Below are 22,755 nucleotides of genomic sequence, written 5' to 3'. Positions count from 1 at the left end.
GCTCCTACAGAGAAATGCGGGATGCGTGTTCTGCGATCAAGGGTCATTTGCTCAAAACTCAACACTCCTCCGTTGACGACCCTCTATAGTGCTCGGCATTACAAGACCCATGCCGAGCCTGCCTGATGATCCCTTCCCTGGACTCCATTTTTTCTCGCCTGCGCCTACGGCAGTTGCGCCTGCTGATCGAGCTGGATCGCTGTGGTTCGCTGCACAAGGCGGCTGAAGCCATGGCCATTTCCCAGCCCGGGGCCACCAAGGCTTTGCGCGAGGTGGAGGAGGTACTCGGCGTAGCGTTGTTCCAGCGCCTGCCCAGCGGCCTGGTTGCCAACGACGTGGGCCGTTGTGTGGTGCGTTATGCGCGGCTGATCCACAGCGATCTGGGGCATTTGCGCGAAGAGGTGCTGGGGATTGTCCAGGGCCAGGGTGGGCGGCTGGCGGTGGGCAGCATCATGGGGGCCATGCCGACACTGGTCAGCGCCCTGGGGCGCTTGCGCCGCAAGCAGCCGCAGCTGGCGGTGGAAATTGCCGAAAATACCAGCGCCAACCTGCTCGCTCAGCTGGACGAAGGGCGCCTGGACCTGGCCATCTGTCGGCCAGGTCTGGGCCGCAACGCGGCGGACTATGCCTTTGTCGAACTGGCCCAGGAACCGTTGGTGGTGGTCGCTCACCCGCAGCACCCGCTTGCCGGGGCAGCGGCGCTGGCGATCAGCGACTTGAGCCATTACCGCTGGGTGGTCTACCCGGCGAACATGCCCATGCGCCAGGCGCTGGAGCGTGAGTTGAGCGAGGCAGGGGTGGAGGTGCCTCGCTATCCGCTGGAAACCTTCTCCACCTTCGCCACTTTCATGCTGCTGGAAGATGACCCGACGCTGGTGGCGGTCATTCCCCGTGCCGTGGCGGCCTTTGCCGAGCAGCGGGGGTTGCTGGTGTCGCTGGCGGTGCAGCTACGGGCGCTGAGCGAGCCGTTCGGCATCGTGCACCGTGTGGCGGCGCCGCTATCGCCAGCGGCGCGGTTGCTGGTGGAGGAATTGACGGCTGATTGAAGTTTGACGGCGTCCGCCCTTAGCCCGTCGCTGGCGGGGATAAGCGATGGTTATTGGTGGATCAGCTCTTTTCATTATCGGCGGCCCTGCACTGTGCTCTAGATTACCCCCGGCACGGCCTGCCAGTAACCCTGTAACCCTATTGCATCAAGGAGCAACTCAATGGATCTAGGCATTACCGGCCGCTGGGCCATCGTCTGCGCGGCCAGCCAGGGCCTGGGCAAAGGCTGCGCCGAAGCGCTGGGCAAAGAAGGCGTTAACCTGGTCATCAATGCCCGCACCCCAGCCACCCTGGAGCAGACCGCCAGCGAATTGCGTGCGGCCTGTCCGGGTATCGAGGTGCGTACCGTGGCCGGCGATGTTGCCGATGCCCAGGTGCGCCAGGCGCTGTTGGCGGCCTGCCCGCAGGTCGACATCCTGGTCAACAACGCCGGTGGCCCGCCACCGGGGGACTTCCGTGACTGGGGGCGTGACGACTGGCTGAAGGCGCTGGACGCCAACATGCTCACCCCCATCGAGCTGATCAAGGCAGTGGTCGACGGCATGGCCGAGCGCGGTTTCGGCCGGGTGGTGAATATCACCTCTGGCGCGGTGAAGGCGCCGATCGACATTCTCGGTTTGTCCAACGGCGCCCGCAGTGGCCTGACCGGTTTCATTGCCGGGCTGGCCCGGCAACAGCGCCTGGCTGGCAGCAATGTGACACTGAACAACCTGCTGCCTGGGGCTTTCGACACGGCGCGTTTGCAAAAGACTTTGCAGGCAGCGGGTGGCGATGTGCAAGCCACTGCCCAGGCCAGGCGCAAGGCCATCCCGGCGGCGCGCTTTGGCGATGCCGGGGAGTTCGGCGCGTACTGTGCGTTCCTGTGCAGTGCACATGCCGGATATATCACCGGGCAGAACCTGCTGATCGATGGCGGGGCGTATCCGGGGACCTTCTAGAAATGCGGGGGGCAGTGCGCGCCCCCACACTTACGAATCTGTTCAACACGAGGCGCTCACCCAAGAGGCCAGGTAAACTGGTAATGATCCGGCGTATGCCGCATACTGGTCGGCAAACGCCGAAACAGGAGCATGCCATGCTTGCCGAAGTGCTTCGTGACAACGGTTACCATGAGTACCGGGCGCGCCTGAACGCGCTGCTGGAAATCCCCGAGCTTGCCAGCGACTTCGAAATCCACACCCGCATCACCCACGGCTTCGCAGCCACCTGGCTGGTGAAGCTGACCGAGCGCGGTGTGTTCACGCCGGTGGAGCGGGACCAGATCATTCCCCTGCGCACCCTGAAAACCCGTATCGAGCGTGACCAGCCGCTGACCGTGGAGGAGAGTGATCGGCTGTTCCGCTCGGCCCACATCACCGCCATGGCCGAAGCCGTGTTCGGCGAAGCGGACAAGGCCAAGCGCTGGCTGTCCAAGCCCAAGGAACGCTTCTCGGGGCTGACGCCGATGCAGATGCTCACCACCCAGCAAGGCACCACTCAGGTCGAAGAGATGCTGCTGCAGATTGCCGAAGGCTTTGGCCTGTGATTTTGTGGCGTATTAGCGCCTATGCAGACTTGAGCGGCACAGGGGGCTTGCGTGTCAGCGGCCGCTGGCACCAGGCGGGCCGGCCTGTGGTCTATGCCGCCACCAGCCCTTCCGGGGCCATGCTCGAGGTGCTGGTGCACCTGGAGATCGACCCCGAGGATTTTCCTACCACCATGCGCCTGATCCGCATCGATTTGCCCGACACGGTTTCACAAGCGCAGTTGCCAGTCTTGCAGCCCGGTTGGTCCGCTCAGCCTGAGTTGACCCGGGCGCTGGGCAATCGCTTTCTGGATGACTGCTCGGCGTTGCTGCTGCCGGTGCCGAGCGCAATCATGCCCAGCACCACCAACTACCTGTTCAATCCACGGCACGCACAGGCGCAGCGCGCGAAAATCCAGGTCGAGGATTTTACCCCGGACAGCCGCTTGTTCTAGCGCGTGCTCACCACAGTGCAGCCGACGCCGTCGTCAGCACCCGACCAAACACTACCAGCGCCTTGTCCACTTCTGCCTCGGTGCTGAACCGGCCAAGGCTGATGCGCACACTGTTGCGTGCCTGACGCTCATCCAGCCCCAGTGCCAGTAGCACATGCGAGGCGGCGTTGCTCGCCGAGTTGCAGGCCGAGGTGGTCGACAAGGCCAGCTCGCTGGCCAGTGCCGCGCTAGTGAAACCCTTGCTGTCGATGCACAGATTCAGGGTATGGGGAATGCGTTGGCTGGCGCTGCCGTTGAGGGTGACGCCGGGTAACGCCAGCAGGCCTTCGCGCAGGCGTGTGGCCAGTTGCTCAAGGCGCTGGTGCTCGCTGTCGCCTGGTTGGCCGGCCAAGGCAAAGGCGCTGCCCATGCCCGCGATCTGATGGGTTGCCAGGGTGCCGGAACGCAGGCCCTGCTCATGGCCGCCGCCGTGCATCTGCGCACGCATCAGCGCGTGGGCGCGTGGCCCGACATACAGCGCGCCGATGCCTTTTGGCCCGTAAACCTTGTGCGCCGAGAACGACATCAGGTCCACGGCCATCGCGTTCAGGTCGATGGCCAGCTTGCCCACGGCCTGCGCGGCATCCACGTGCAAAAGGGCACCATGGGCACGCACCCGCTCGCCAATCGCGGCAAAGTCAGTGACCGTGCCCAGTTCGTTGTTCACCGCCATCAGCGATACCAGGCGGGTATCGGCGCGCATCGCTGCCTGCACGCTTGCGGGCTGGATCAGGCCGGCAGCATCCGGGGCCAGGCGGGTGACGGCCCAGCCTTGGCGCTCCAGCTCAGCCACCGTGTCGAGCACGGCTTTGTGCTCCAGCTGGCTGGTGATCAGGTGCCCGGGTTGGCCGATGCCTTGGGCAATGCCTTTGAGTGCCAGGTTATTGGACTCGGTTGCGCCCGAGGTCCACACCAGGTTGTCGGCTTGCGCGCCGACGCGCTCGGCCACTTGCTGGCGGGCTTGCTCCACTGTCTGTCGGGCAGCCTGGCCGTAGGCGTGGCCACTGGACGCCGGGTTGCCGAAATTGGCCTGGCTACCCAGGCAGGCGAGCATGGTTTCGATGACCCGATCGTCGACGGGGGTAGTGGCGGCGTAATCGAAATAGAGCGGGGCGCTTGGCATTCAGGGCAGGTCCATGTCTGTCGCCGTGGAATCGGCGATTATTGGAGTAAGCGTATCCGCCGTGCGCGAGATGTTTTTCGCTTCCCGCAGCTGTTTTCTCAATTTTCCGGAGACAACTTTCTCTCTATTGAACTGTTTGTAGGATTTTTTTCTACGGGCAGGAAGGGGCCGATGAACAGCCCCTCGCAAGCGTCTTCAGGCGGGCGCCAGAGCCTTTTCTTCCTCGGCTACCACGCGCTCGCACAATTCCGTGATCTGCTCGCGCATCCAGCGGTTGGCCGGGTCCTGGTCGGTGCTTTCATGCCAGTACAGGTGCGTTTCCACGGCGGGCACCTCCACCGGCAGTGGCTGGTAACGCAATTGATGGCGGCGCGCGAAGCGCTCGGGAACGGTCATCGCCATGTCGGTTTGCTGCAACACCTGCGAAGCCATGAGGTAATGCTGCGAGCGCAAGGCGACCTTGCGCTGCACGCCCATCTTGCCCAGCGCCAGGTCGACGTAACCCAGGCCGTTGCGGCGGCTGGAAATATGGATATGGGTCATGCCCAGATAGCTGTCGAGGGTCAGCTTGCTGTCAGCCAGCGGGTGGCCCTGGCGCAGGGCGCAGACGTAACGGTCTTGCATCAGCTTGACGTGGCGCACCTGCGGGTCGGTGTTCAGGGGCGCGTCGATGGCGAAGTCCAGGCGGCCGGCGGCGAGTTCCTTGGTGGTCTCGCGGCGCTTGCACAGGAAGCTTTCGATCAGCACCGCAGGCGCCAGGCGGCGCAGGCGCTGGAACAGTGGCGGCAGGATGACCGCCTCGGTCAGGTCGGTCATGCTGATGCGGAAGGTCTTGTTGGCCTGCTGCGGGTTGAAGATACGGCTTTCCTGCACCGACGTACGCAACAGTGCCAGGGCGTTGCGCACCGGGCCGATGATGTTCTGCGCCATGGGCGTGGGCACCATGCCTTGTGCGGTGCGCACGAACAGCGGGTCGTTGAAGGTTTCGCGCAGCCGCGACAGGGCGTTGGACACCGCCGGCTGGGTAATGCCGACTATCTGCCCGGCGCGGGTCAGGTTGGCTTCGGTGTAGATCGCATCGAACACGATGAACAGGTTCAGGTCGACCTTGCTGAGGTTCATGGGCGCCGCTCTTTGTTGGAATTATTGGCCGATCATATATCGGTTATGAATGTTTATACACGCGGAAAATAGACTAGGTGGATGGAGGCAGGCTGCTCTAGGCTCTGGTCCATGTACTCCGAACCGTGAAGGTAGCCCCGATGGATTTCGCCTATTCGCCCAAGGTCCAGGCACTGCGCGAGCGCGTTACTGCGTTCATGGATGCCTATGTCTACCCCGCCGAAGCCGTGTTCGAGCGCCAGGTTGCCGAGGGCGACCGCTGGCAGCCCACTGCAATCATGGAAGAGCTCAAGGCCAAGGCCCGCGCTGAAGGGCTGTGGAACCTGTTCTTGCCCGAATCGGAGTACGGCGCCGGCCTGAGCAACCTGGAATACGCCCCGCTGGCGGAAATCATGGGCCGCTCGCTGCTCGGGCCAGAGCCGTTCAACTGCTCGGCGCCGGACACCGGCAATATGGAAGTGCTGGTGCGCTATGGCAGCGAAGCGCAGAAACGCCAGTGGCTGGAGCCGTTGTTGCGCGGCGAGATCCGCTCGGCGTTTGCCATGACCGAGCCGGACGTGGCCTCCTCGGACGCCACCAACATGGCCGCCACTGCCGTGCGTGACGGTGACGAATGGGTCATCAACGGCCGCAAATGGTGGACCTCCGGCGCCTGCGACCCGCGCTGCAAGGTGATGATCTTCATGGGCCTGTCCGACCCTGAAGGGCCACGCCACCAGCAGCATTCGATGGTGCTGGTGCCCACCGATGCGCCGGGCGTGAAGATCGTCCGCCCGTTGCCGGTGTTCGGCTATGACGATGCCCCACATGGCCACGCCGAAGTGCTCTTCGAGAATGTACGGGTGCCTTATGACAACGTGCTGCTCGGCGAGGGCCGCGGCTTCGAGATTGCCCAGGGGCGCCTTGGCCCGGGGCGTATCCACCACTGCATGCGCTCGATCGGCATGGCCGAGCGAGCGCTGGAGCTGATGTGCAAGCGTTCGGTGGAGCGTACGGCGTTTGGTCGGCCACTGGCCCGGCTGGGCGGCAACGTCGACAAGATCGCCGACTCACGCATGGAAATCGACATGGCCCGGCTGCTGACATTGAAAGCGGCGTACATGATGGACACCGTCGGCAACAAGGTGGCCCGCAGCGAGATCGCGCAGATCAAGGTAGTGGCGCCGAACGTGGCGTTGAAGGTGATCGACCGGGCGATTCAGATGCATGGTGGGGCAGGGGTGAGCGGCGATTTCCCGCTGGCTTACATGTACGCCATGCAGCGCACCCTGCGCCTGGCCGACGGGCCGGATGAAGTGCACCGGGCGGCGATTGGCAAATATGAAATTGGCAAGTATGTGCCGGTGGAGCTGTTGCGCGGCGGGCGATAGAGGGTTCATACCGCAAGTTGAGGGAAATTTGTAGGACGCTTCTGATTCTCTGTCCCCAGCGTTTGAGGCGGCCCCGTGGGTGTTAGGTTTCTAACCCTATTCACCCACAGGGAGCTTGAAGATGCGCGTCAGTCTAGAGGGAAAGGGTCAGGCTGTAGATGGCGATGTGACCACAACGGGTGCTATCTGCATTGCAACGGGGGCCGGCTATCTGGACGAAGGCCGAATGGTGCTCCGTGAAGGCGACCAGACCACGCCATGCCCTCTTTGTGGGCAGGTGGGGACTGTCGCCGAAGGTGCGGATCACTTTATATCCGATGGCCAGCGGGTGGCCATGGACGGGGCGTTGGTTGTCTGTGGCTGTTCCCCAGGCAGCAACCGGGTAGTCGCGCCGTTGTATGAAGCACCGCCGTCACTGTATTCCACTGCAGGGCGTGCCAATACCCACTTTGCCGAGCCACCACCCACCGTCTACCCCCAGCGCTTCTCCCGGACCTTAATAGGTGCACTGCCCGACACGCTGGAGCCTGGCTTCTACGTAATTCCTCGACGCATGTCGTTCCCCCAGGTGCTGCTGCAACTGGCCGAGCACGATGCCACGTTACCCATTTCCCGGCTGCAGCGGCTCAACCCGACGTTTGAGCAAGGCTTCAAGGCAGGGGAAATTTTCGTTATCGGTGACCCTGACAACGCAAATGCCTGCACGCGCGAGGAGGGAGAACTGATGGCCGCAGCGCAGCATGCGCGGCGTGCGCTGGAAGTACTCGACTACGCCGAAGCGGACTTTATGATGGAGCACCAGGCCGAAATTGCCGGTTTGCTCAGCAACGCCAGCCTGTCCATGGGCGTGGGCAAGGACATGTTGGATCAAGGTTTAAGACAGGTCAGTCATACATTGACCAGTATCGAGCAGTTGCACCAGCGGGAGTTCATGCGCCACGGCCACTTGAACAGCCCGGGCTTTTTCGCTGAACGGCGGCAGCTTCTGCAGCAGCTGGATGGGCAGTTGAAAACGGCATTTCTGAACAAGCAGTTGAACCTTGGGAGCTATGAGCGCTTGAGGAAGAGCTTGAATATTTCGACCAAGAGCCTGGTGCATCACTGGTCGAAGGCCGGTGGCCCGGGGCAGATTCCGGGGTATGCGACGCATCTGGATAAGGTGGCGCGGCTCAGTAAGTACCTTCAATATGGAGGCCACGCTGCAATAGGGCTGGGCGGAGCTTCCTCATATTTAAAAGTGCAGGAAGTGTGTCAGGCCGGTGAAGTTGGTGATTGTAAAAAGGTACGTTTCACTGAGACGGGTAGCTTCGCAGGGAGTTTGGGGGGAGGCATACTTGGCGCTTGGGGGGGAGGTGCTGTTGCAACTGCTCTATGCGGTGTTTTCGCGATCGGTACTGCTGGATTTGGTGTGCCGGTATGCGGGGTTGTCATCGTTGGCGCCGGTTCTGCGGCAGGCTCAATTGGCATTGGCGCGTTCGGTGAGAAGGCTGGTGAGGTGCTTTATGAGGTGATAGATGATTGACTTCGAAAGTTGGCCGCCTCTGCTTAAGTTAGCTTTTCTGATTGTCCCGTTTGTCACTGGATTTTCAGGTCTTGCTATAAATGTGCAGATTGCAATGTCCCGTGATTTTCAGGTCGCTTTGTCAGCGATCACAAGCAACCCCTACTTGGAGCGAATGAAGCCCGTTTGGGGAGGTGGAAGTTTGAGGTCTCGCTTTCTGTTGATGAGTGCAGTTAGCGCTTTAGTCACGTTCCCTAAGCTACATATGCACATGGGTTGGCTTGATAAAGACGAAGTTAATGATTTTCCGCCGTACGTGAGACGAAAACTGGTTGTAGCCCTGTGGCTGATTTTTCTTGCGTTGCTTTGGTCATCGATGGGTTATTTTGTGATTAAAAGTTGAGATTTTTACATCGGCGGGAGTTCATGCGCCATGGCTACTTAAATAAGCCGGGTCTCTTGTCGAGCGCACGCAGTTGCTGCTGCAACTGGCTGTCTAGCGGAAAGTGGCGTTGCTTAACCATGCTGGTGCCCGCGGTATGGCCGGTGGGACTGGGCGGAAAGCTCGGTGAGTCGGTAGGCGAGTTTATTTACGAGGCAACAAGTGATTGACATTACTGACTGGCACCCACTCGCTAAAGTGGCGATTTTACTAAGTCCTTTTGCTATAGGCATACCAGGGCTAGGCCTTAGTGCTGTCTCGACGTTGACCAAAGATTATAACGTCGCCTGCTCGGCCATCACCAGTAGCCCCTATTTTGAAAGCATCAAGCGTTATTGGGGGTCTGGGTCATTCAAGTGGCGCTGGATGACGCTATGTACGGCAAGTGGGTTAGTGGCATTTCCGTGGCTAGCGCTGCGAATGGGGCAACTGGATGCTGGCGAGCTAAATGCGTTTCCGAAGAAGCTTAAACGCAGGTTGAAAATTTCAGCCTGGCTAAACATGACTGGATGCATCTGGATGGTGCTTGTATGGGGGTTATTTAGAGGGTGTCAGAAATTTTGTGTTCGGGCATAACATGAGTAAGAGGTGCATGTATGCCAACCAAAAAGAAACCCTTGCGTGACCTGCCCAAAATCCCCAAAGAGCTGCTGGAGCAGTTCGGTGAGGGCCTGATGACCGCAGAAGCTATCGAGGATGCCTCTGCGGCATTCAAGAAGGCCCTGATCGAACGTGCTCTGCATGCCGAGCTTGGCCACCACCTAGGTTATCCGCCGGGCGCGCAGCGCCCAGAGGATGAAACCAATCAGCGTAACGGCAAGAGTAGCAAGACGGTTTTGACCGGCGATGGCCCGCTGCGACTGGAAATTCCTCGCGACCGAGACGGCAGTTTTGCGCCCATCCTGATTCCTAAGCATGAGCGGCGGTACACCGGTTTCGATGACAAGATCATCGCCATGTACGCCCGTGGAATGACGGTCAGAGAGATCCGGGCATTTCTGTCCGAGCAATACGGCACCGACGTTTCACCCGACTTCATCAGCTCTGTAACAGACGAGGTCATGGAAGAAATTGGCGCGTGGCAACAGCGGCCACTGGAGCCGATGTACCCGGTCATTTTCTTTGATGCGCTGCGGGTGAAGATTCGCGAAGAAGGCCTGGTGCGCAACAAAGCCATTTACTTGGCTTTGGGCGTTCTACCCGACGGGACGCGTGACATCCTGGGCATCTGGATCGAGAACACCGAGGGTGCGAAGTTTTGGATGAAGGTCTTTAACGATCTCAAGACGCGTGGTGTCGAAGATGTGCTGATTGCCGTGACCGATGGCCTCAAAGGTATGCCAGAGGCCCTCAGTGCCGTGTTTCCAGAGACGACGCTGCAGACGTGCATCGTGCACCTGATCCGCAACAGCCTCGAATACGCGGCCTGGGACAAGCGACGGGCTCTGGCCAAGGAGCTGAAGCCGATTTACCAAGCCATCAATGCCGAAGCCGCTGAGCAAGCGCTCGATGAGTTTGAGAACGGGCCATGGGGCGAGAAATATCCGACGGTGGTGGCTGCCTGGAGGCGGGCCTGGGATCGAGTGATTCCATTCTTTGTTTTCCCGCCCGCCATCCGCAAGGTGATCTATACCACCAACGCCATCGAGAGCATCAACGCCCAGCTACGCAAGGTCATCAAGACTCGTGGGCATTTCCCGAATGATGACGCCGCGACCAAACTGATTTGGCTGGGATTGCGCAACATAACAGCCAATTGGGGAAAACCGGCTCATGATTGGAAAAACGCGATGAATCAATTTGCGATTCTGTACGGAGATCGGTTCATCAGGCCAACCTGGTGAAAATCAGGGCCTGCCTAACGGCAGGCCGTTACCGGCCCGCACACAAAAAATCTGACAGTCCCGTTATTTAAGTTCAAGTAGGGGGAATCAGACCCGCATCTGCGGGTCATCCTCTTTCTGATCGACTGTACGATCGGCATTTGCAGGTTGCTCGAGCGGCTGATCCACGACCATCATCTTCTCCCCCCGGGTCTTGACCAACGAAACCACCACCCCACCCAGCAACAACCCGAACGTCACCCCCAACGACAGCAGCGCCGGCACCTTGCCGACCATGCCGTGGTAGAAAATCTTGCAGCCGATAAAGATCAACACCAGCGCCAACGCGTACTTGAGGTACACAAACCGGTGCATTAACGCCGACAGTGCGAAGTAAAGCGAGCGCAGCCCAAGAATGGCAAAGATGTTCGAGGTGTAGACAATGAACGGGTCCTGGGTAATGGCGAAAATCGCCGGCACGCTGTCGACGGCAAACACCAGGTCGGCCAGTTCAATCAGCACCAGTGCCAGGAACAACGGGGTGGCATAACGCAATGCCTTGCTGTGCCCGGGCGGGGTCTGGCGCACGAAGAAGTGCGAGCCGTGGATCTGGTCGGTGACCCGCATGTGCCGGCGCACGAACTTGAGTATCGGGTTGTTGGCCAGGTCCGGGTGGCTGTCTTCCTTCGACAGCGCCATCTTCACCCCGGTGAACAGCAGGAAGGCACCGAAGATATACAGTACCCAGGCAAAGTTTTGCACCAGCGCCGCGCCCACACCAATCATGATCGCCCGCAGGAACACCACCCCGAGGATGCCCCAGAACAGCACGCGGTGCTGGTAGCGGCGGGGGATGGCGAAGTAGCTGAAGATCATCGCCATGACGAACACGTTGTCCATCGACAGCGATTGCTCGACCAGAAAACCGGTGTAGAACTCCAGCGCTGACTGAGCGCCCAGCTGGTACCAGACCCCGACGCCGAATAGAACGCCGACGCTGAAGTAGCCTGAGTACAGCAGCAGGCTTTCGCGCATTTCGATTTCCCGGTCCTGGCGGTGCAGCACGCCCAGGTCGAGCACCAGCAAACCGATGACGATGGCCATGAACACCAGCCACAACCAGGCGCTGGTACCGAGAACAGGGGTGGTGAGGAATGCTTGCAGAGCTGTCATGAGCCCCTCCTTGAATGTCGACGTTGCATGGCAACAGTGATCCGACATGGCGGCTTGGCAGCCGTCAGAGGGGCCCGGTATCACATGAATGTGAGCCTAGACCCGTTTGCAGGAGATACCGAATCGGGAGCTGTTACATTTCTTTGCCAAGGCCACTGTAGGAGCAGCCTTGCGCTGCGAAGAGGCCGGTCTGGGCAGCACATCTGTGCAAGGTTTACCGGCCTCTTCGCAGCACAAGGCTGCTCCTACAGGGATGTGTGCAGCTTGCGGGTCAGTAGACCCACACCTCGACCCGTCGATTACGCAGCCGCCCCTGCTCCAGCTCATTGCCGGCCACGGGCAGTTCATCACCCATACCGGTCACCTCCAGCAACTCCACGCCATCGCGCGCCAACTCACGGCGCACTGCCTGGGCCCGCAGGCGCGAGAGCAGGGCTGCGCGCCCGGGCGTTTCCTTGGGGTCGCCAAACCCGACCAGCACCGCCTTGTTCTGCAGCTTGCCGGCCTGGCGCAGGTACTCGGCCACGCGCTGCACATCGCGCAGGGCCTTGTTGTCGAGGCTGGCGCTGCCTTCCTGGAAGCGGAAGTTCACACTCAGCCGCTGCGCCTGCTGGGCCAGGGTGCGGTAGCGCGGTGGCATGCCGGCCTGGGGCGCTACGGGTTGGGCTTTGATCTGCTGCGAAACAAAGCCCTGCTGGGCGACGATCGCCTGGCCGGCCGGGCTCTGGGCAAAGTCGGCCAGGGCCCTGGCCTGTGGCTTGGGGTTGGCCGGCAGGTAGAAGTACAGGCGCCGTGACAGCGGGTAGTCTTCGCTGGCCACCAGCGCGCGCTCCGGCAGCATGGCCGGTGCGTCGCCTTCGGCTATCGCCAGCACCTTGGCCCCGTGTACCGCCGCCAGGCTGCTGAAGCCGATGGCCTGGCGGTCGGTGGCCACCTGCGAAGCCAGTTCGTCACTGGACTCGAAGCGCCTGGCCTTGGCTGACAGCTCGTCGTGCTGGGGCTCCAGTACAAGCGCCTTGAACGTCTCGAAGGTGCCGGAACGGTCGTCGCGGGCATACAGGTGAATGGCTCCGCCAGGAATGCCCAATTGCTCCCAGCGCTGGATTTTCCCGGAAAAAATGTGCGCCAGTTGCTCGGTATTCAAACGAGGTAGCGGGTTGTCGGGGTGGACGATAACCGCAACGCCATCCAGGCCGATGACTTGCTCGGCAGCGGCTGCGCGTAGGTCGCCCAGGGCCCGCAGCTGGCGCACTTCGCTGTCGTTGATCGGTCGCGAGGCAGCGGCCAGGTCGGCCTCGCCCCGGCCCAGGGCGACGAAGCCGGTGCTGGACCCGTGGGCAGCGATGTCGATGCGCACGGGTTGGCCCTGCGCATCGCGTGCGGTGATCACGGTCTCGTTGGCCCGCTTGCCGGGTTGCTGCTCGATGGCGGTGGCTTGCTGCGCGCGCAATTGCCCCTGCACCAGCGCTGGCAGCAAGGCCGCGCCGATGGTGTTGGAGCCTTGCGCACGCAGGTGCATGGGCTCGGCCAAGGTCGTAAACGGGATCAGGGTGAGCAGCAATACAAGCAGGCGGGGCATGCCGGGTGGCCCTGTGGCATAGAGTTGGCCGGCAGATTACGACAGTGGCGTGATGATAATGTGACAGTGCTGTTTACGTCTTGAGAAGTGCAGCGCCTGTCATAGCGGGCGCCGCCCGCGCGGCGCATCGCGAGCTGCGCTCGCTCCTACGTTTGTTTCAGGCCAGTCACGCCTGTGACAGGCGCGCGCGACCGCTTTGTTTGTACGACGCGATATCGCGCCATATTCCAAGGGGGCCGCGTGCAAATGCCACAGGAACAATTGGCCCGAAACAAACGTAGGAGCGAGCGCAGCTCGCGATGCGCCGCGCGGGCGGCGCTCGATCTGACAAGCACTGCAACTCTCAATAAGTTAGTGCGCCCCGGCGGATTTGCTCAAATCACTCTCGGCCCACTCGGTGTAGATGCACGCATCCGCCACCGCCCAGCGCACCTTCACGCTGTCGCCCGGCTGCATCGGCATGCCCGCGGCCGACAGTGCCTTCACCGTCAGCTCGGTACCCCCTGCAGTCACTACATGGCAGGTCTGGCTTTCACCCAGGAACAGCACTTCGCCCACCTTGGCACTGACCTCGTTCCAGCCCGCCGGCAGCGGCTCGCGCGCGGCCTGCTCGGCGGTCAGGGCCAGGGCTTTTTCCGGGCGCACCATGATGAGTGCATCCTGCGCGGCGGCCAGGCCCGGGGTCAGGCGAATGGCCACAGGCTGGCCTTCGAAACTGCCTGCGCCGTTGCTGCTGGCCTTGATGCGCAGGAAGTTGGAGTTGCCCAGGAACGAGGCGACAAAGGCATTCGGCGGGTTCTGGTACAGGTCGTAACCGGTGCCCAGGCCGACGATCTTGCCGTGGCTGAAGATGGCGATGCGCTGCGACAGGCGCATGGCTTCTTCCTGGTCGTGAGTGACGTAGACGATGGTGATACCCAGCCGGCGGTGCAGTTGGCGCAGTTCGTCCTGCAGGTCTTCGCGCAGCTTCTTGTCCAGCGCGCCGAGCGGTTCGTCCATCAGCAGAATGCGTGGCTCGTACACCAGTGCCCGGGCAATCGCCACACGTTGCTGTTGCCCGCCGGACATCTGCGACGGCTTGCGGTGGGCGAACTGCTCCAGCTGTACCAGCTTGAGCATGGCGTCGACCCGTTTGTTGGTCTCGCTGCTGCTCAGCTTGCGGATGGCCAGCGGGAAGGCGATGTTGTCGCGCACGTTCAGGTGCGGGAACAGCGAGTAACGCTGGAACACCATGCCGATGTCACGCTTGTGCGGCGGTACATTCACCAGCGACTGGCCGTCTACCAGGATCTCGCCGCTGCTTGGCGTTTCGAAGCCGGCCAGCATCGACAGGGTGGTGGATTTGCCCGAGCCGCTGGAACCGAGGAAGGTCAGGAACTCGCCGTCCTGGATTTCCAGGTCGAGGTTGTCCACGGCGGTGAAGTCGCCGTAGTGCTTGTTCAGGCCGCGCAGGCTGACCAGGGTCTTGCCGTGCGCGTTGTCTTTGATCACTGCACTCATTGTTGTTTTCTCCGCGCGCTCAGGCGTTTGTTTCGGTGCGCCGGCGCAAGGCGGCGGCAATGAACATGACAAGCAGCGACAGGCCGATCAGCAGGGTCGAGGCCACGGCGATGACCGGGCTCAGGTCCTGGCGCAGGGTGGTCCACATCTTCACCGGCAGGGTCTGCAGGTCGGGGCTGGCCATCATCACGCTCAGCACCACTTCATCCCACGACACCAGGAAGGCAAACAGGCCGCCGGCGATCATCCCCGGGCGAATGGCCGGGAAGGTGACCTTGAAAATCGCCTGCAGGCGCGAGGCACCGCAGATCACCGCGGCATCCTCGATCGACTGGTCGAACAGCTTCAGCGAGTTGATGATCGAGATGATGGTGAAGGGCAGGGCGACGATCACGTGGCTGACCACGAAGGCGAACAGCGTGCCGGTGTAGCCGAGCTTGAGGAACAGCGCGTACACCGCCACGGCGATGATCACCAGCGGCACGATCATCGGCATGGTGAACAGCCCGTACAGCAGCTCGCGGCCCGGGAAGCGGCCACGCACCAGGGCGAATGCGCTGGGCAGGCCCAGCAGCACGGCAGCGACGGTGGTCAGCACGGCCACCTTCAGGCTGGCCAGTGCGGCGTCCATCCACTCAGGGTTGGAGAAGAACTGACCGTACCACTTGAAGGTCCAGCCCGGTGGCGGGAACACCAGCCACTGGGACGAGCCGAACGACAGCAACACGATGAACACCACCGGCAGCAGCAGGAAGGCCGCAATGACCCCGGTGGTCAGGTACAGGCCCGTACGCAGCGGGCGGCCCATGGCATTGGGAGACAGGAGCATGGCGGTTTACCTCGCGTTGCCAACCGGGGATTCCGGCTGCAGCTTCAGGTACAGGTAGAAGAGCACCAAGGTGATCGCCACCAGCAGTGCGGCGGCGGCGCTGGCCAGGCCCCAGTTGAGGAACGACTGCACCTGCTGGATGATGAACTCGGGCAGCATCATGTTCTGCGCACCGCCCAGCAGCGCCGGGGTGACGTAGTAACCGAGCGACATCACGAACACCATCAGCGCGCCGGAGAACAGCCCCGAACGGCACAGTGGCAGGAACACCTTCCAGAAGTTGGTCCACGGGCTGGCGCCGCAGATGGAGCCGGCCTGCAGCACCATCGGGTCGATGGCGTGCATGGTCGCCTGCAGCGGCAGCACGATGAACGGGATCATGATGTAGCTCATGCCGATCACCACGCCGGTGAGGTTGTGCACCATTTCCAGCGGGGTATCGATGATACCCATGGCCATCAACGCCTTGTTGATCACACCTGAGCTTTGCAGCAACACCAGCCACGAGTAGGTGCGCGCCAGCAGGCTGGTCCACATCGACAGCAGCACGATGTTCAGCAGCCAGCGGCCCCAGCCCTTGGGCACCAGGGTGATAGCCCAGGCCAGCGGGAAGCCCAGCAGCACGCTGATCAGGGTGACCACGCCGGCCACCGAGAAGGTGTTGAACAGCACCCGTGCGTAAGCCGAGTTGGCGAACAGCTGCTCGTAATTGCCCAGCCCCGGCGTCGGCTCCAGCACCCCGCGCAGCAACAGGCCGACCAGCGGGGCGAAGAAGAACAGGCCAAGAAACAGCAGGGCCGGCAACAGGTTGCGGCTGCCCTTCCAGCGCTGGCTCAGGCTCGCGCGGCGAGGGGCCGTCCCGGGGGCGCCGGCGCCCGTGGGGGCACCTTGCGCGTTATGCAGGGCGTTGATGGCGACTTTCATTTGACCAACCACTCATTCCAGCGGGCCGCGATGGCCTGACCGTTCTTGGCCCAGTAGGCAAAGTCGAGGGTGACCTGGTCCTGGGCGTAGGCAGTTGGCAGGTTGGGCGCAAGGTCTTTGTCCAGCTTGGCCACGCTGTCGATGTTGACCGGGGCGTAGGCGGTCTTGTTGGCGAACTCGGCCTGGCCTTCGGCGCTGCTGGCGTTGGCCAGGAACTTCATGGCCGCGTCCTTGTTCTTGGCGCCTTTGGGGATGACCAGGAAGTCGGCCATGACCAGGTTCTGTTTCCAGCTCACACCCACCGGTGCACCGTCTTGCTGCAGGGCATAGACACGGCCGTTCCAGAACTGGCCGAGCGAGGCTTCACCCGAGGCCAGCAGTTGCTGCGACTGGGCGCCACCGCCCCACCAGACGATATCTTTCTTGATGGTGTCGAGTTTCTTGAAGGCGCGGTCCAGGTCCAGCGGGTACAGCTTGTCTGGCGCTACGCCGTCGGCCAGCAGGGCCAGTTCCAGCACGCCGGGGCTTGGCCATTTGTACAGGGCGCGTTTGCCCGGGTAGGTCTTGGTGTCGAACAGTGCAGTCCAGTCCACCGGCTTGTTGGCACCGAGCTTGCCTTCGTTGTAGCCCAGCACGAAGGAGAAGAAGAACGAGCCGACGCCATGGTCGGAGACGAAGCGTGGGTCGATCTTGTCGCGTTTGATCTGGTTGAAATCGAGGGGTTCGAGCAGGCCTTCGCTGGCGGCGCGCAAGGCAAAGTCGGCTTCGACATCGACCACGTCCCATTGCACGTTGCCGCTTTCGACCATGGCCTTGAGCTTGCCGTAGTCGGTGGGGCCGTCTTGCACGACCTTGATGTCGGTGGCTTTGGTGAAGGGTACGGCCCACGCTTCTTTCTGGGCGTCCTGGGTGGTACCGCCCCAGCTGACAAAGTTGAGGCTGTCAGCGGCCTGGGCGGCCTGACATGCCAGGGTCAGCAGGCTGGCGGACAGCACTGCGGTTACACGTTTGCTCAACAGCATGGTTACGCCCTCGTTGCTTTTGTTATTCGAGGCGGGGCTTTTGATGCGCCCGCCAACAGTGTTCGGGGAGCAGCTAAAACAAAGTGTCTTGGTGGCCGTTTGTGATTGTAGGTGCCGGCCTGCAGATTCAAGGTCTACGGGATATCATATTATGGTATTCCAAACTTTTGGCAAGACCTATGAGGTGACCGGCCATCACTCCGTGAGCAAGTCTGGGCACATTGCTTATCGAGGCAATCGATTTGAACGGGGTCTAAAAGCTTGCGCGGTCCCTGTGGGAGCGGGCGGGCCCGCGAACACGGGCGAAGCCCGTGCCATGCACCGCGGCGTCTGCTTCGCGGGCTCGCCCGCTCCCACAGGGTCCGTATGTCAACCTACAAGGCCGGGCTCAAAGGGGATGCTTTGCACCACCTCCAGCTCATACCCCGCAAGCCCCGCGTATTTCAGCGGTGGCCCCAGGTGGCGCAGCTTGCCCACGCCCAAGTCCTGCAGAATCTGCGCCCCGGTGCCTACTTCGGAGTACACCTTCGATTGCCCACGCTGGTACGGCCTTACCGGCTGTGTCAGCTGCGGTATGCGCTCTAGCAGGGCTTGGGAGGACTCATGGTTGGCCAGGATCACCACCACGCCAGCGCCTTCCTCGGCCACCTTCTGCAGCGCCGCCCACAGCGTCCAGTTGGCGGGGCCTGCGTATTCGGCACCGACCAGGTCGCGCAGCGGGTCGATCACGTGCACCCGCACCAGGGTCGGCTGCTCGCGGCGGATGTCGCCCATGACCATGGCCATGTGCACACCGCCTTCGATGCGGTCTTCATAGGTGACCAGGCGGAAGGTGCCGTGCACGGTCGGCATCTCGCGCTCGCCGATGCGCTTGATGGTCTGTTCGGTGCTCAGGCGGTAGTGGATCAGGTCGGCGATGGTGCCGATCTTGATGCCATGCCGGGCGGCGAACACTTCAAGGTCCGGGCGGCGGGCCATGGTGCCATCGTCATTGAGCACTTCCACGATGACCGAGGCCGGGCTGAAGCCGGCCAGGCGCGCCAGGTCGCAGCCGGCTTCGGTGTGGCCGGCGCGGGTCAGCACGCCGCCTTCGCGGGCGCGCAAGGGGAAGATGTGGCCAGGTTGCACCAGGTCTTCGGGGCGGGCGTTGGCGGCCATGGCCGCTGCCACGGTGCGCGCCCGGTCGGCGGCGGAAATGCCGGTGGTGACGCCGGTGGCCGCCTCGATCGACACGGTGAAGGCGGTACTGAACACGCTGCCGTTGGCCGGTACCATCTGCTCCAGGCCCAGGCGCTGGCAGTGCTCGTCGGTCAGGGTCAGGCAGATCAGGCCACGCGCTTCGCGGGCCATGAAGTTGATGGCCTGGGCGTCGCAACGCTCGGCGGCGATCAGCAGGTCGCCTTCGTTTTCCCGGTCCTCGTCATCCACCAGCAGGACCATCTTGCCTTGCCGGTAGTCCTCGAGAAGTTCCTCGATGGTGTTGAAAGCCATGTTGCACGCTCACTGTGGTGGGGTGATTTTTATGGTATACCATCATACACAAATATCGCCGTAACTGGAGAGCAGCGCATGAAGGCTTACTGGATCGCCCATGTGGACGTGACCGACCCCGAGCAGTACCAGCAGTACACCCAACGCGCGCCGGCCGCCTTCAAGGCATTCGGCGGCCGCTTCCTGGCCCGTGGCGGGCGCAGCGAGGCGATGGAAGGGCGGCCTACCCCTCAGCGTAGCGTGGTGATCGAGTTCGATTCGTACGAGCAGGCGGTGGCGTGTTATCGGTCCGCGCTGTATCAGGAGGCATGCAGCCATCGCCAGGGGGTGGCGAAGGCAGAGGTGATCATTGTCGAAGGGTTTGAACCCTGAGTTTGGGCTGATGGCCCTTTCGCGGGTAAACCCGCTCCCACAGGTACGCCACAGATTTCGAATTCTGTGACGTACCTGTGGGAGCGGGTTTACCCGCGAAAGGGCCGGTCCTGGTTATGGCATACCTGGCAGCTCATGCGGCCGCAGGTCAAACACCAGCACCTCGGCATCCACCCCATTGCCCAGCTCCAGCATCTGTTCCTGCCTTACCCGCACCCCGTCCCCTTCATTCAGCACCTGCCCATTGAGCTCGATGCTGCCCCGGGCCACATGCACATAGGCATGACGGTTTTTCGGCAAGGTCAGGGTGGCGCGCTCGTCACCGTCGAACAGGCCCGCATACACCCGCGCGTTCTGGCGCACCTGCAATGACCCTTCGGCGCCATCCGGCGAGATGATCAGGCGCAGCTTGCCGCGCTTTTCCTCGGCACTGAAGTGCTGTTGCTGGTAACGCGGCGTGGCGCCTTGCACGTTCGGTACGATCCAGATTTGCAAGAAGTGCACCGGCTGCGCCTGGCTGTGGTTGAACTCGCTGTGCGCCACGCCGTGCCCGGCGCTCATCAGTTGCACATCGCCCGGGCGGATCACCGAGCCGGTGCCCAGCGTGTCCTTGTGCTCCAGTGCGCCTTCCAGCACGTAGGAGAAAATCTCCATGTCGCGGTGCGGGTGCTGGCCAAAGCCCTTGCCGGCGATGACGCGGTCGTCGTTGATCACCAGCAGGTCGGAGAAACCTTGTTCATCCGGGTTGCGGTAATGGCCGAAGGAGAAGGTGTGGAAGGATTTCAGCCAGCCATGGAAGGCCAGGCCGCGGTCTTGGGCGTTACGTACGGTGAGCATGACGGTTCTCCTGAGACGGCAGGGCGCCTGGCCCTGCCGCATGGGTGGATGAGGTTATTGAAGGTGGACTTTCAGTTCACCAGCCGCCTGGCGCATTGCCGCTTTGACAGCCGGCACCTGGCTCAGCGGGTTGAGCAGCCCATAGTCGTGGATCATCCCGTTGTAGCGCACCGAGGTCACAGTCACGCCGGCCGCATTCAAGTTGCGGGCATAAGCCTCACCTTCATCACGCAATACATCGAACTCCGCCGTTTGCACCAGCGCTGGCGGCAAGCCCTTGAGCTGTTCGCTGCTGGCCCGCAGCGGCGAGGCGTAGATCTGCGCACGGGCACTGGCATCGGTGGTGTAGCTGTCCCAGAACCACTTCATCATCCCGGTGGTCAGGAAGTGCCCTTCGGCAAACTGCTTGTACGATGCTGTCTCAAAGCTGGCATCGGTCACCGGCCACAGCAGCAGTTGGAAGCGCAGGGCAGGGGTGCCGGCCTCTTTGGCTTTCAGCGCCACGACTGCCGCCATGTTGCCGCCGACACTGTTGCCGGCCACCGCCAGGCGCTTGCCGTCCACGCCGATCTGCTTGCCATGCTCGGCCACCCAGCGGGTCGCAGCGTAGGCCTGGTTGATCGCTGTGGGGTAGTGCGCTTCCGGCGACGGGGTGTAGTCCACATAGACCGCCACCGCACCCGAGCCGACCACCAGGTCGCGGATCAGCCGCTGGTGGGTCGGGAAGTCGCCAAGCACCCAGCCGCCGCCGTGGAAGAACATGAACACCGGCAGGTCACCCTTCACATTGGCCGGGCGTACCACTTGCAGCTTGATTGACTCGCCGTTGGCCTGAATGGTGCGTTCCTTCACCTCGATGCCCGAGAGGTCGACCTTTACCGAAGCCTGGGCCCCCGTCAGCACTGCGCGGGCGTCTTTCGGGCTGAGTTGTTCCAGTGGCTTGCCGCCGCCTTGCTCCAGGGCTTCGAGGAAGGCCTGGGTGTGTTGCTCCACACCCGGGCTGCCAGCGGCAAAGGCGCTGGAAACAGACAGGGCCAGAAGGGAGGCGGTAAGGGTTTTGTGGACAATGTTCATGAGCGAATCCTTTTCTATACAAGTGGCGGTAGTGGGCGTCTTGCCTGGCCTGCTGGGCCATCGCTGCGACTTGTGCGTAGATTAGGCAGATGCACTGGCGGGAAAAAGCCGCTATAAAGCGTTTTACTGTCACCATGAGCGAGACAATGAACCCTTACGAAGACATGCGTATCTTTGCCCAGGTCATGGAGGCCGGCAGTTTCACTGCCGCCGCCGACCGCCTGGGCATGTCCAAGCAATCGGTCAGCCGGCGCCTGATGCAGCTCGAAGAGCGCCTGGGCGTGCGCCTGCTCAACCGCTCCACCCGGCGCCTGGACGCCACGCCGCTGGGCCAGCACTACTACCAGTCGGCGCTGCGCCTGCTGGGTGAAGTGCAACAGGTGGAGCACGACATCAGTGGCCAGGCCCAGGCATTGCGCGGCACCTTGCGGCTGAGCGCACCGCTGTCGTTCGCCATGTCGCACCTGGGCTGCCTGCTGACCGAGTTTTTGCAATTGCACCCGCAAGTCGATGTCGAGGTGGACCTCAGTGACCGCGCCGTGGACCTGATCGGCGAAGGCTACGACCTGGCGCTGCGGATTGGCGCGCTGGAGGACTCCAGCCTGATCGCGCGGCGTATTGCCAGTGTCGAGCGGGTGTATTGCGCGAGCCCGGCGTACCTGCAGGCGCGCGGAGTACCGGTAAAGCCGGAGGAACTGGCAGGGCATGACTGCCTGCCCTATGGCCATTCGCGACAGGTGCAGTGGCAGTTCCGCCAGGGCGGCAAGGCCCAGGCGATACAGGTGACAGGGCGCATGCGTGCGAACAACGGCGAGTTGCTCAGGGATGCGGCTATAGCCGGGATGGGGGTGACCTACCTGCCGACCTTCATCGTTGGGCAGGCGTTGGCGGATGGGCGGCTGGTGACTGTGCTTGAAGAGTGGACGCCGCCTGCATTGCAGTTATCAGCGGTGTACCCGCAGCACCGGCAGGTGGCGCGGCCGGTACAGGGGTTTGTGGGCTTTCTGCGTGAGCGGTTGGTGCAGCTGTAGGCCAGCCTCAGCACCTTGCCGCGAAGCGCAACGCCAGCGGCAAGGCCAGCGCCCAGATCGGCGCCAGGATCAAGCCGGTGTAAAGCGGCCCCAAGGGCAAATCGATGCCCGCCACACGGGCCCCGGCCAGATAGGCCAATGGCCCGCCCACCATGCCCAGCAATGCGGCGCGCCACAACGGTCGCCCGGCCCATGCCAGGCTATGGCGCAGCCCACTGGCCAGTACCAGCCACAGCAACGCTAGCCAGAGCGGCAGGGGCCATTGTTCGAAGCGGAACACGCCCAGCATGCCCAACAGGCTGTCGAGCATGCAGCCGGCAATCGTCACGGCGGCCAGGGCCCGCATTTCGCTGACGGGTTGTGGACAGAGGCGCAGGTGTACCAGCAGGCCCGCCGTGGCGGTCAGCAGCAGCCAAGGCAGGTGTGCGCCCAGCGCACAGGCCCACCAGCCAGCTTGCAGCCACAGCGCATTGCCGATCAGCCAGCTGCGGGCCATG

General features: G+C 62.4%; 22 protein-coding genes. 10 read left to right on the top strand and 12 right to left on the bottom strand.

Translation table 11 applies throughout. From position 1 onward, the window contains the following. Nucleotides 1-125 precede the first annotated feature (125 nt). The 4 genes from ABOC32_RS21160 to ABOC32_RS21145 all read left to right on the top strand — a co-directional run bounded on the left by ABOC32_RS21160 (nucleotide 126) and on the right by ABOC32_RS21145 (nucleotide 3,006). On the top strand, nucleotides 126-1,046 hold the full coding sequence (locus ABOC32_RS21160; protein WP_426808725.1) for a LysR family transcriptional regulator: 921 nt from the start codon (nucleotides 126-128) through the stop codon (nucleotides 1,044-1,046). 162 nt (nucleotides 1,047-1,208) lie between these two features. Then, entirely contained in the window at nucleotides 1,209-1,985 is a 777-nt protein-coding gene (locus ABOC32_RS21155) for an SDR family oxidoreductase (protein ID WP_426808724.1), read from the top strand. Between the two features lie 137 nt (nucleotides 1,986-2,122). After that, nucleotides 2,123-2,572: an antitoxin Xre/MbcA/ParS toxin-binding domain-containing protein gene (locus ABOC32_RS21150; RefSeq protein WP_426808723.1), complete on the top strand. Its 450-nt coding sequence runs from the start codon at nucleotides 2,123-2,125 to the stop codon at nucleotides 2,570-2,572. Continuing rightward, entirely contained in the window at nucleotides 2,569-3,006 is a 438-nt protein-coding gene (locus tag ABOC32_RS21145; RefSeq protein WP_426808722.1) for an RES family NAD+ phosphorylase, read from the top strand. Before ABOC32_RS21150 ends, ABOC32_RS21145 begins: the two co-directional genes overlap by 4 nt. A gap of 7 nt (nucleotides 3,007-3,013) precedes the next feature. On the opposite strand, the gene ABOC32_RS21140 is transcribed toward ABOC32_RS21145, so the two are convergent. Together ABOC32_RS21140 and ABOC32_RS21135 are read right to left on the bottom strand one after the other, a co-directional pair. Then, complete coding sequence (locus ABOC32_RS21140) at nucleotides 3,014-4,168, bottom strand: cysteine desulfurase family protein (RefSeq protein ID WP_426808721.1); 1,155 nt, start codon at nucleotides 4,166-4,168, stop codon at nucleotides 3,014-3,016. A gap of 195 nt (nucleotides 4,169-4,363) precedes the next feature. After that, nucleotides 4,364-5,290, bottom strand: a complete 927-nt coding sequence (locus tag ABOC32_RS21135) for a LysR family transcriptional regulator (RefSeq protein ID WP_426808720.1) — start codon at nucleotides 5,288-5,290, stop codon at nucleotides 4,364-4,366. Nucleotides 5,291-5,430: 140 nt separating this feature from the next. On the opposite strand from ABOC32_RS21135, the gene ABOC32_RS21130 reads away from it, so the two are divergent. From ABOC32_RS21130 to ABOC32_RS21115, 4 genes are all read left to right on the top strand, one after another. Further along, complete coding sequence (locus ABOC32_RS21130; RefSeq protein ID WP_426808719.1) at nucleotides 5,431-6,660, top strand: acyl-CoA dehydrogenase; 1,230 nt, start codon at nucleotides 5,431-5,433, stop codon at nucleotides 6,658-6,660. A gap of 121 nt (nucleotides 6,661-6,781) precedes the next feature. Then, complete coding sequence (locus ABOC32_RS21125; protein ID WP_426808718.1) at nucleotides 6,782-8,182, top strand: PAAR domain-containing protein; 1,401 nt, start codon at nucleotides 6,782-6,784, stop codon at nucleotides 8,180-8,182. Next, on the top strand, nucleotides 8,175-8,564 hold the full coding sequence (locus tag ABOC32_RS21120) for a hypothetical protein (RefSeq protein WP_426808717.1): 390 nt from the start codon (nucleotides 8,175-8,177) through the stop codon (nucleotides 8,562-8,564). The genes ABOC32_RS21125 and ABOC32_RS21120 overlap by 8 nt, the downstream gene beginning before the upstream one ends. 635 nt (nucleotides 8,565-9,199) lie before the next feature. Next, nucleotides 9,200-10,447 carry an IS256 family transposase gene (locus tag ABOC32_RS21115; RefSeq protein ID WP_426808716.1) on the top strand — a complete coding sequence of 416 codons (1,248 nt, stop codon included), beginning with the start codon at nucleotides 9,200-9,202 and terminating at the stop codon, nucleotides 10,445-10,447. An 87-nt stretch (nucleotides 10,448-10,534) separates the two neighbouring features. Here the strand turns inward: ABOC32_RS21115 and ABOC32_RS21110 are convergent, their stop codons facing one another. From ABOC32_RS21110 to ribBA, 7 genes are all read right to left on the bottom strand, one after another. After that, nucleotides 10,535-11,599, bottom strand: coding sequence for a TerC family protein (locus tag ABOC32_RS21110; RefSeq protein WP_426808715.1), 1,065 nt, complete (start codon nucleotides 11,597-11,599; stop codon nucleotides 10,535-10,537). A gap of 271 nt (nucleotides 11,600-11,870) precedes the next feature. Continuing rightward, on the bottom strand, nucleotides 11,871-13,178 hold the full coding sequence (locus ABOC32_RS21105; RefSeq protein ID WP_426808714.1) for a substrate-binding domain-containing protein: 1,308 nt from the start codon (nucleotides 13,176-13,178) through the stop codon (nucleotides 11,871-11,873). 351 nt (nucleotides 13,179-13,529) lie between these two features. Beyond that, on the bottom strand, nucleotides 13,530-14,678 hold the full coding sequence (locus ABOC32_RS21100; protein WP_426808713.1) for an ABC transporter ATP-binding protein: 1,149 nt from the start codon (nucleotides 14,676-14,678) through the stop codon (nucleotides 13,530-13,532). 19 nt (nucleotides 14,679-14,697) lie between these two features. After that, nucleotides 14,698-15,507 (bottom strand): ABC transporter permease, encoded by an 810-nt coding sequence (locus ABOC32_RS21095; RefSeq protein ID WP_016499074.1) that lies wholly within the window; start codon nucleotides 15,505-15,507, stop codon nucleotides 14,698-14,700. Between the two features lie 6 nt (nucleotides 15,508-15,513). After that, nucleotides 15,514-16,431 carry an ABC transporter permease gene (locus ABOC32_RS21090; RefSeq protein WP_426808712.1) on the bottom strand — a complete coding sequence of 306 codons (918 nt, stop codon included), beginning with the start codon at nucleotides 16,429-16,431 and terminating at the stop codon, nucleotides 15,514-15,516. After that, nucleotides 16,428-17,453 (bottom strand): ABC transporter substrate-binding protein, encoded by a 1,026-nt coding sequence (locus tag ABOC32_RS21085; protein ID WP_426808711.1) that lies wholly within the window; start codon nucleotides 17,451-17,453, stop codon nucleotides 16,428-16,430. Before ABOC32_RS21085 ends, ABOC32_RS21090 begins: the two co-directional genes overlap by 4 nt. 369 nt (nucleotides 17,454-17,822) lie before the next feature. Further along, nucleotides 17,823-18,944, bottom strand: coding sequence for a bifunctional 3,4-dihydroxy-2-butanone-4-phosphate synthase/GTP cyclohydrolase II (ribBA, locus tag ABOC32_RS21080; protein ID WP_234227228.1), 1,122 nt, complete (start codon nucleotides 18,942-18,944; stop codon nucleotides 17,823-17,825). A 78-nt stretch (nucleotides 18,945-19,022) separates the two neighbouring features. On the opposite strand from ribBA, the gene ABOC32_RS21075 reads away from it, so the two are divergent. After that, on the top strand, nucleotides 19,023-19,316 hold the full coding sequence (locus ABOC32_RS21075) for a DUF1330 domain-containing protein (protein ID WP_023049469.1): 294 nt from the start codon (nucleotides 19,023-19,025) through the stop codon (nucleotides 19,314-19,316). A gap of 114 nt (nucleotides 19,317-19,430) precedes the next feature. Here ABOC32_RS21075 and ABOC32_RS21070 read toward each other — a convergent pair whose 3' ends face one another. Further along, entirely contained in the window at nucleotides 19,431-20,153 is a 723-nt protein-coding gene (locus tag ABOC32_RS21070; protein WP_426808710.1) for a pirin family protein, read from the bottom strand. Between the two features lie 54 nt (nucleotides 20,154-20,207). After that, the gene (locus ABOC32_RS21065; RefSeq protein WP_426808709.1) at nucleotides 20,208-21,227 is read right to left on the bottom strand and encodes an alpha/beta hydrolase; all 1,020 of its coding nucleotides are present in this window, start codon (nucleotides 21,225-21,227) and stop codon (nucleotides 20,208-20,210) included. A gap of 146 nt (nucleotides 21,228-21,373) precedes the next feature. Between ABOC32_RS21065 and ABOC32_RS21060 the strand changes: the two genes are divergently transcribed. Further along, nucleotides 21,374-22,258 (top strand): LysR family transcriptional regulator, encoded by an 885-nt coding sequence (locus ABOC32_RS21060; RefSeq protein WP_426808708.1) that lies wholly within the window; start codon nucleotides 21,374-21,376, stop codon nucleotides 22,256-22,258. Nucleotides 22,259-22,265: 7 nt separating this feature from the next. Here the strand turns inward: ABOC32_RS21060 and ABOC32_RS21055 are convergent, their stop codons facing one another. Continuing rightward, entirely contained in the window at nucleotides 22,266-22,754 is a 489-nt protein-coding gene (locus tag ABOC32_RS21055) for a DUF2878 domain-containing protein (protein WP_426808707.1), read from the bottom strand. Nucleotide 22,755: the final 1 nt, after the last annotated feature.

Source organism: Pseudomonas sp. WOUb67 (genome assembly GCF_050058005.1).
In the GTDB taxonomy this organism is placed as follows: Bacteria; Pseudomonadota; Gammaproteobacteria; order Pseudomonadales; family Pseudomonadaceae; genus Aquipseudomonas; species Aquipseudomonas putida_R.
The sequence above is the reverse complement of the archived record's forward strand: the minus strand, read 5'-3'. Positions and strand labels throughout refer to the sequence as shown.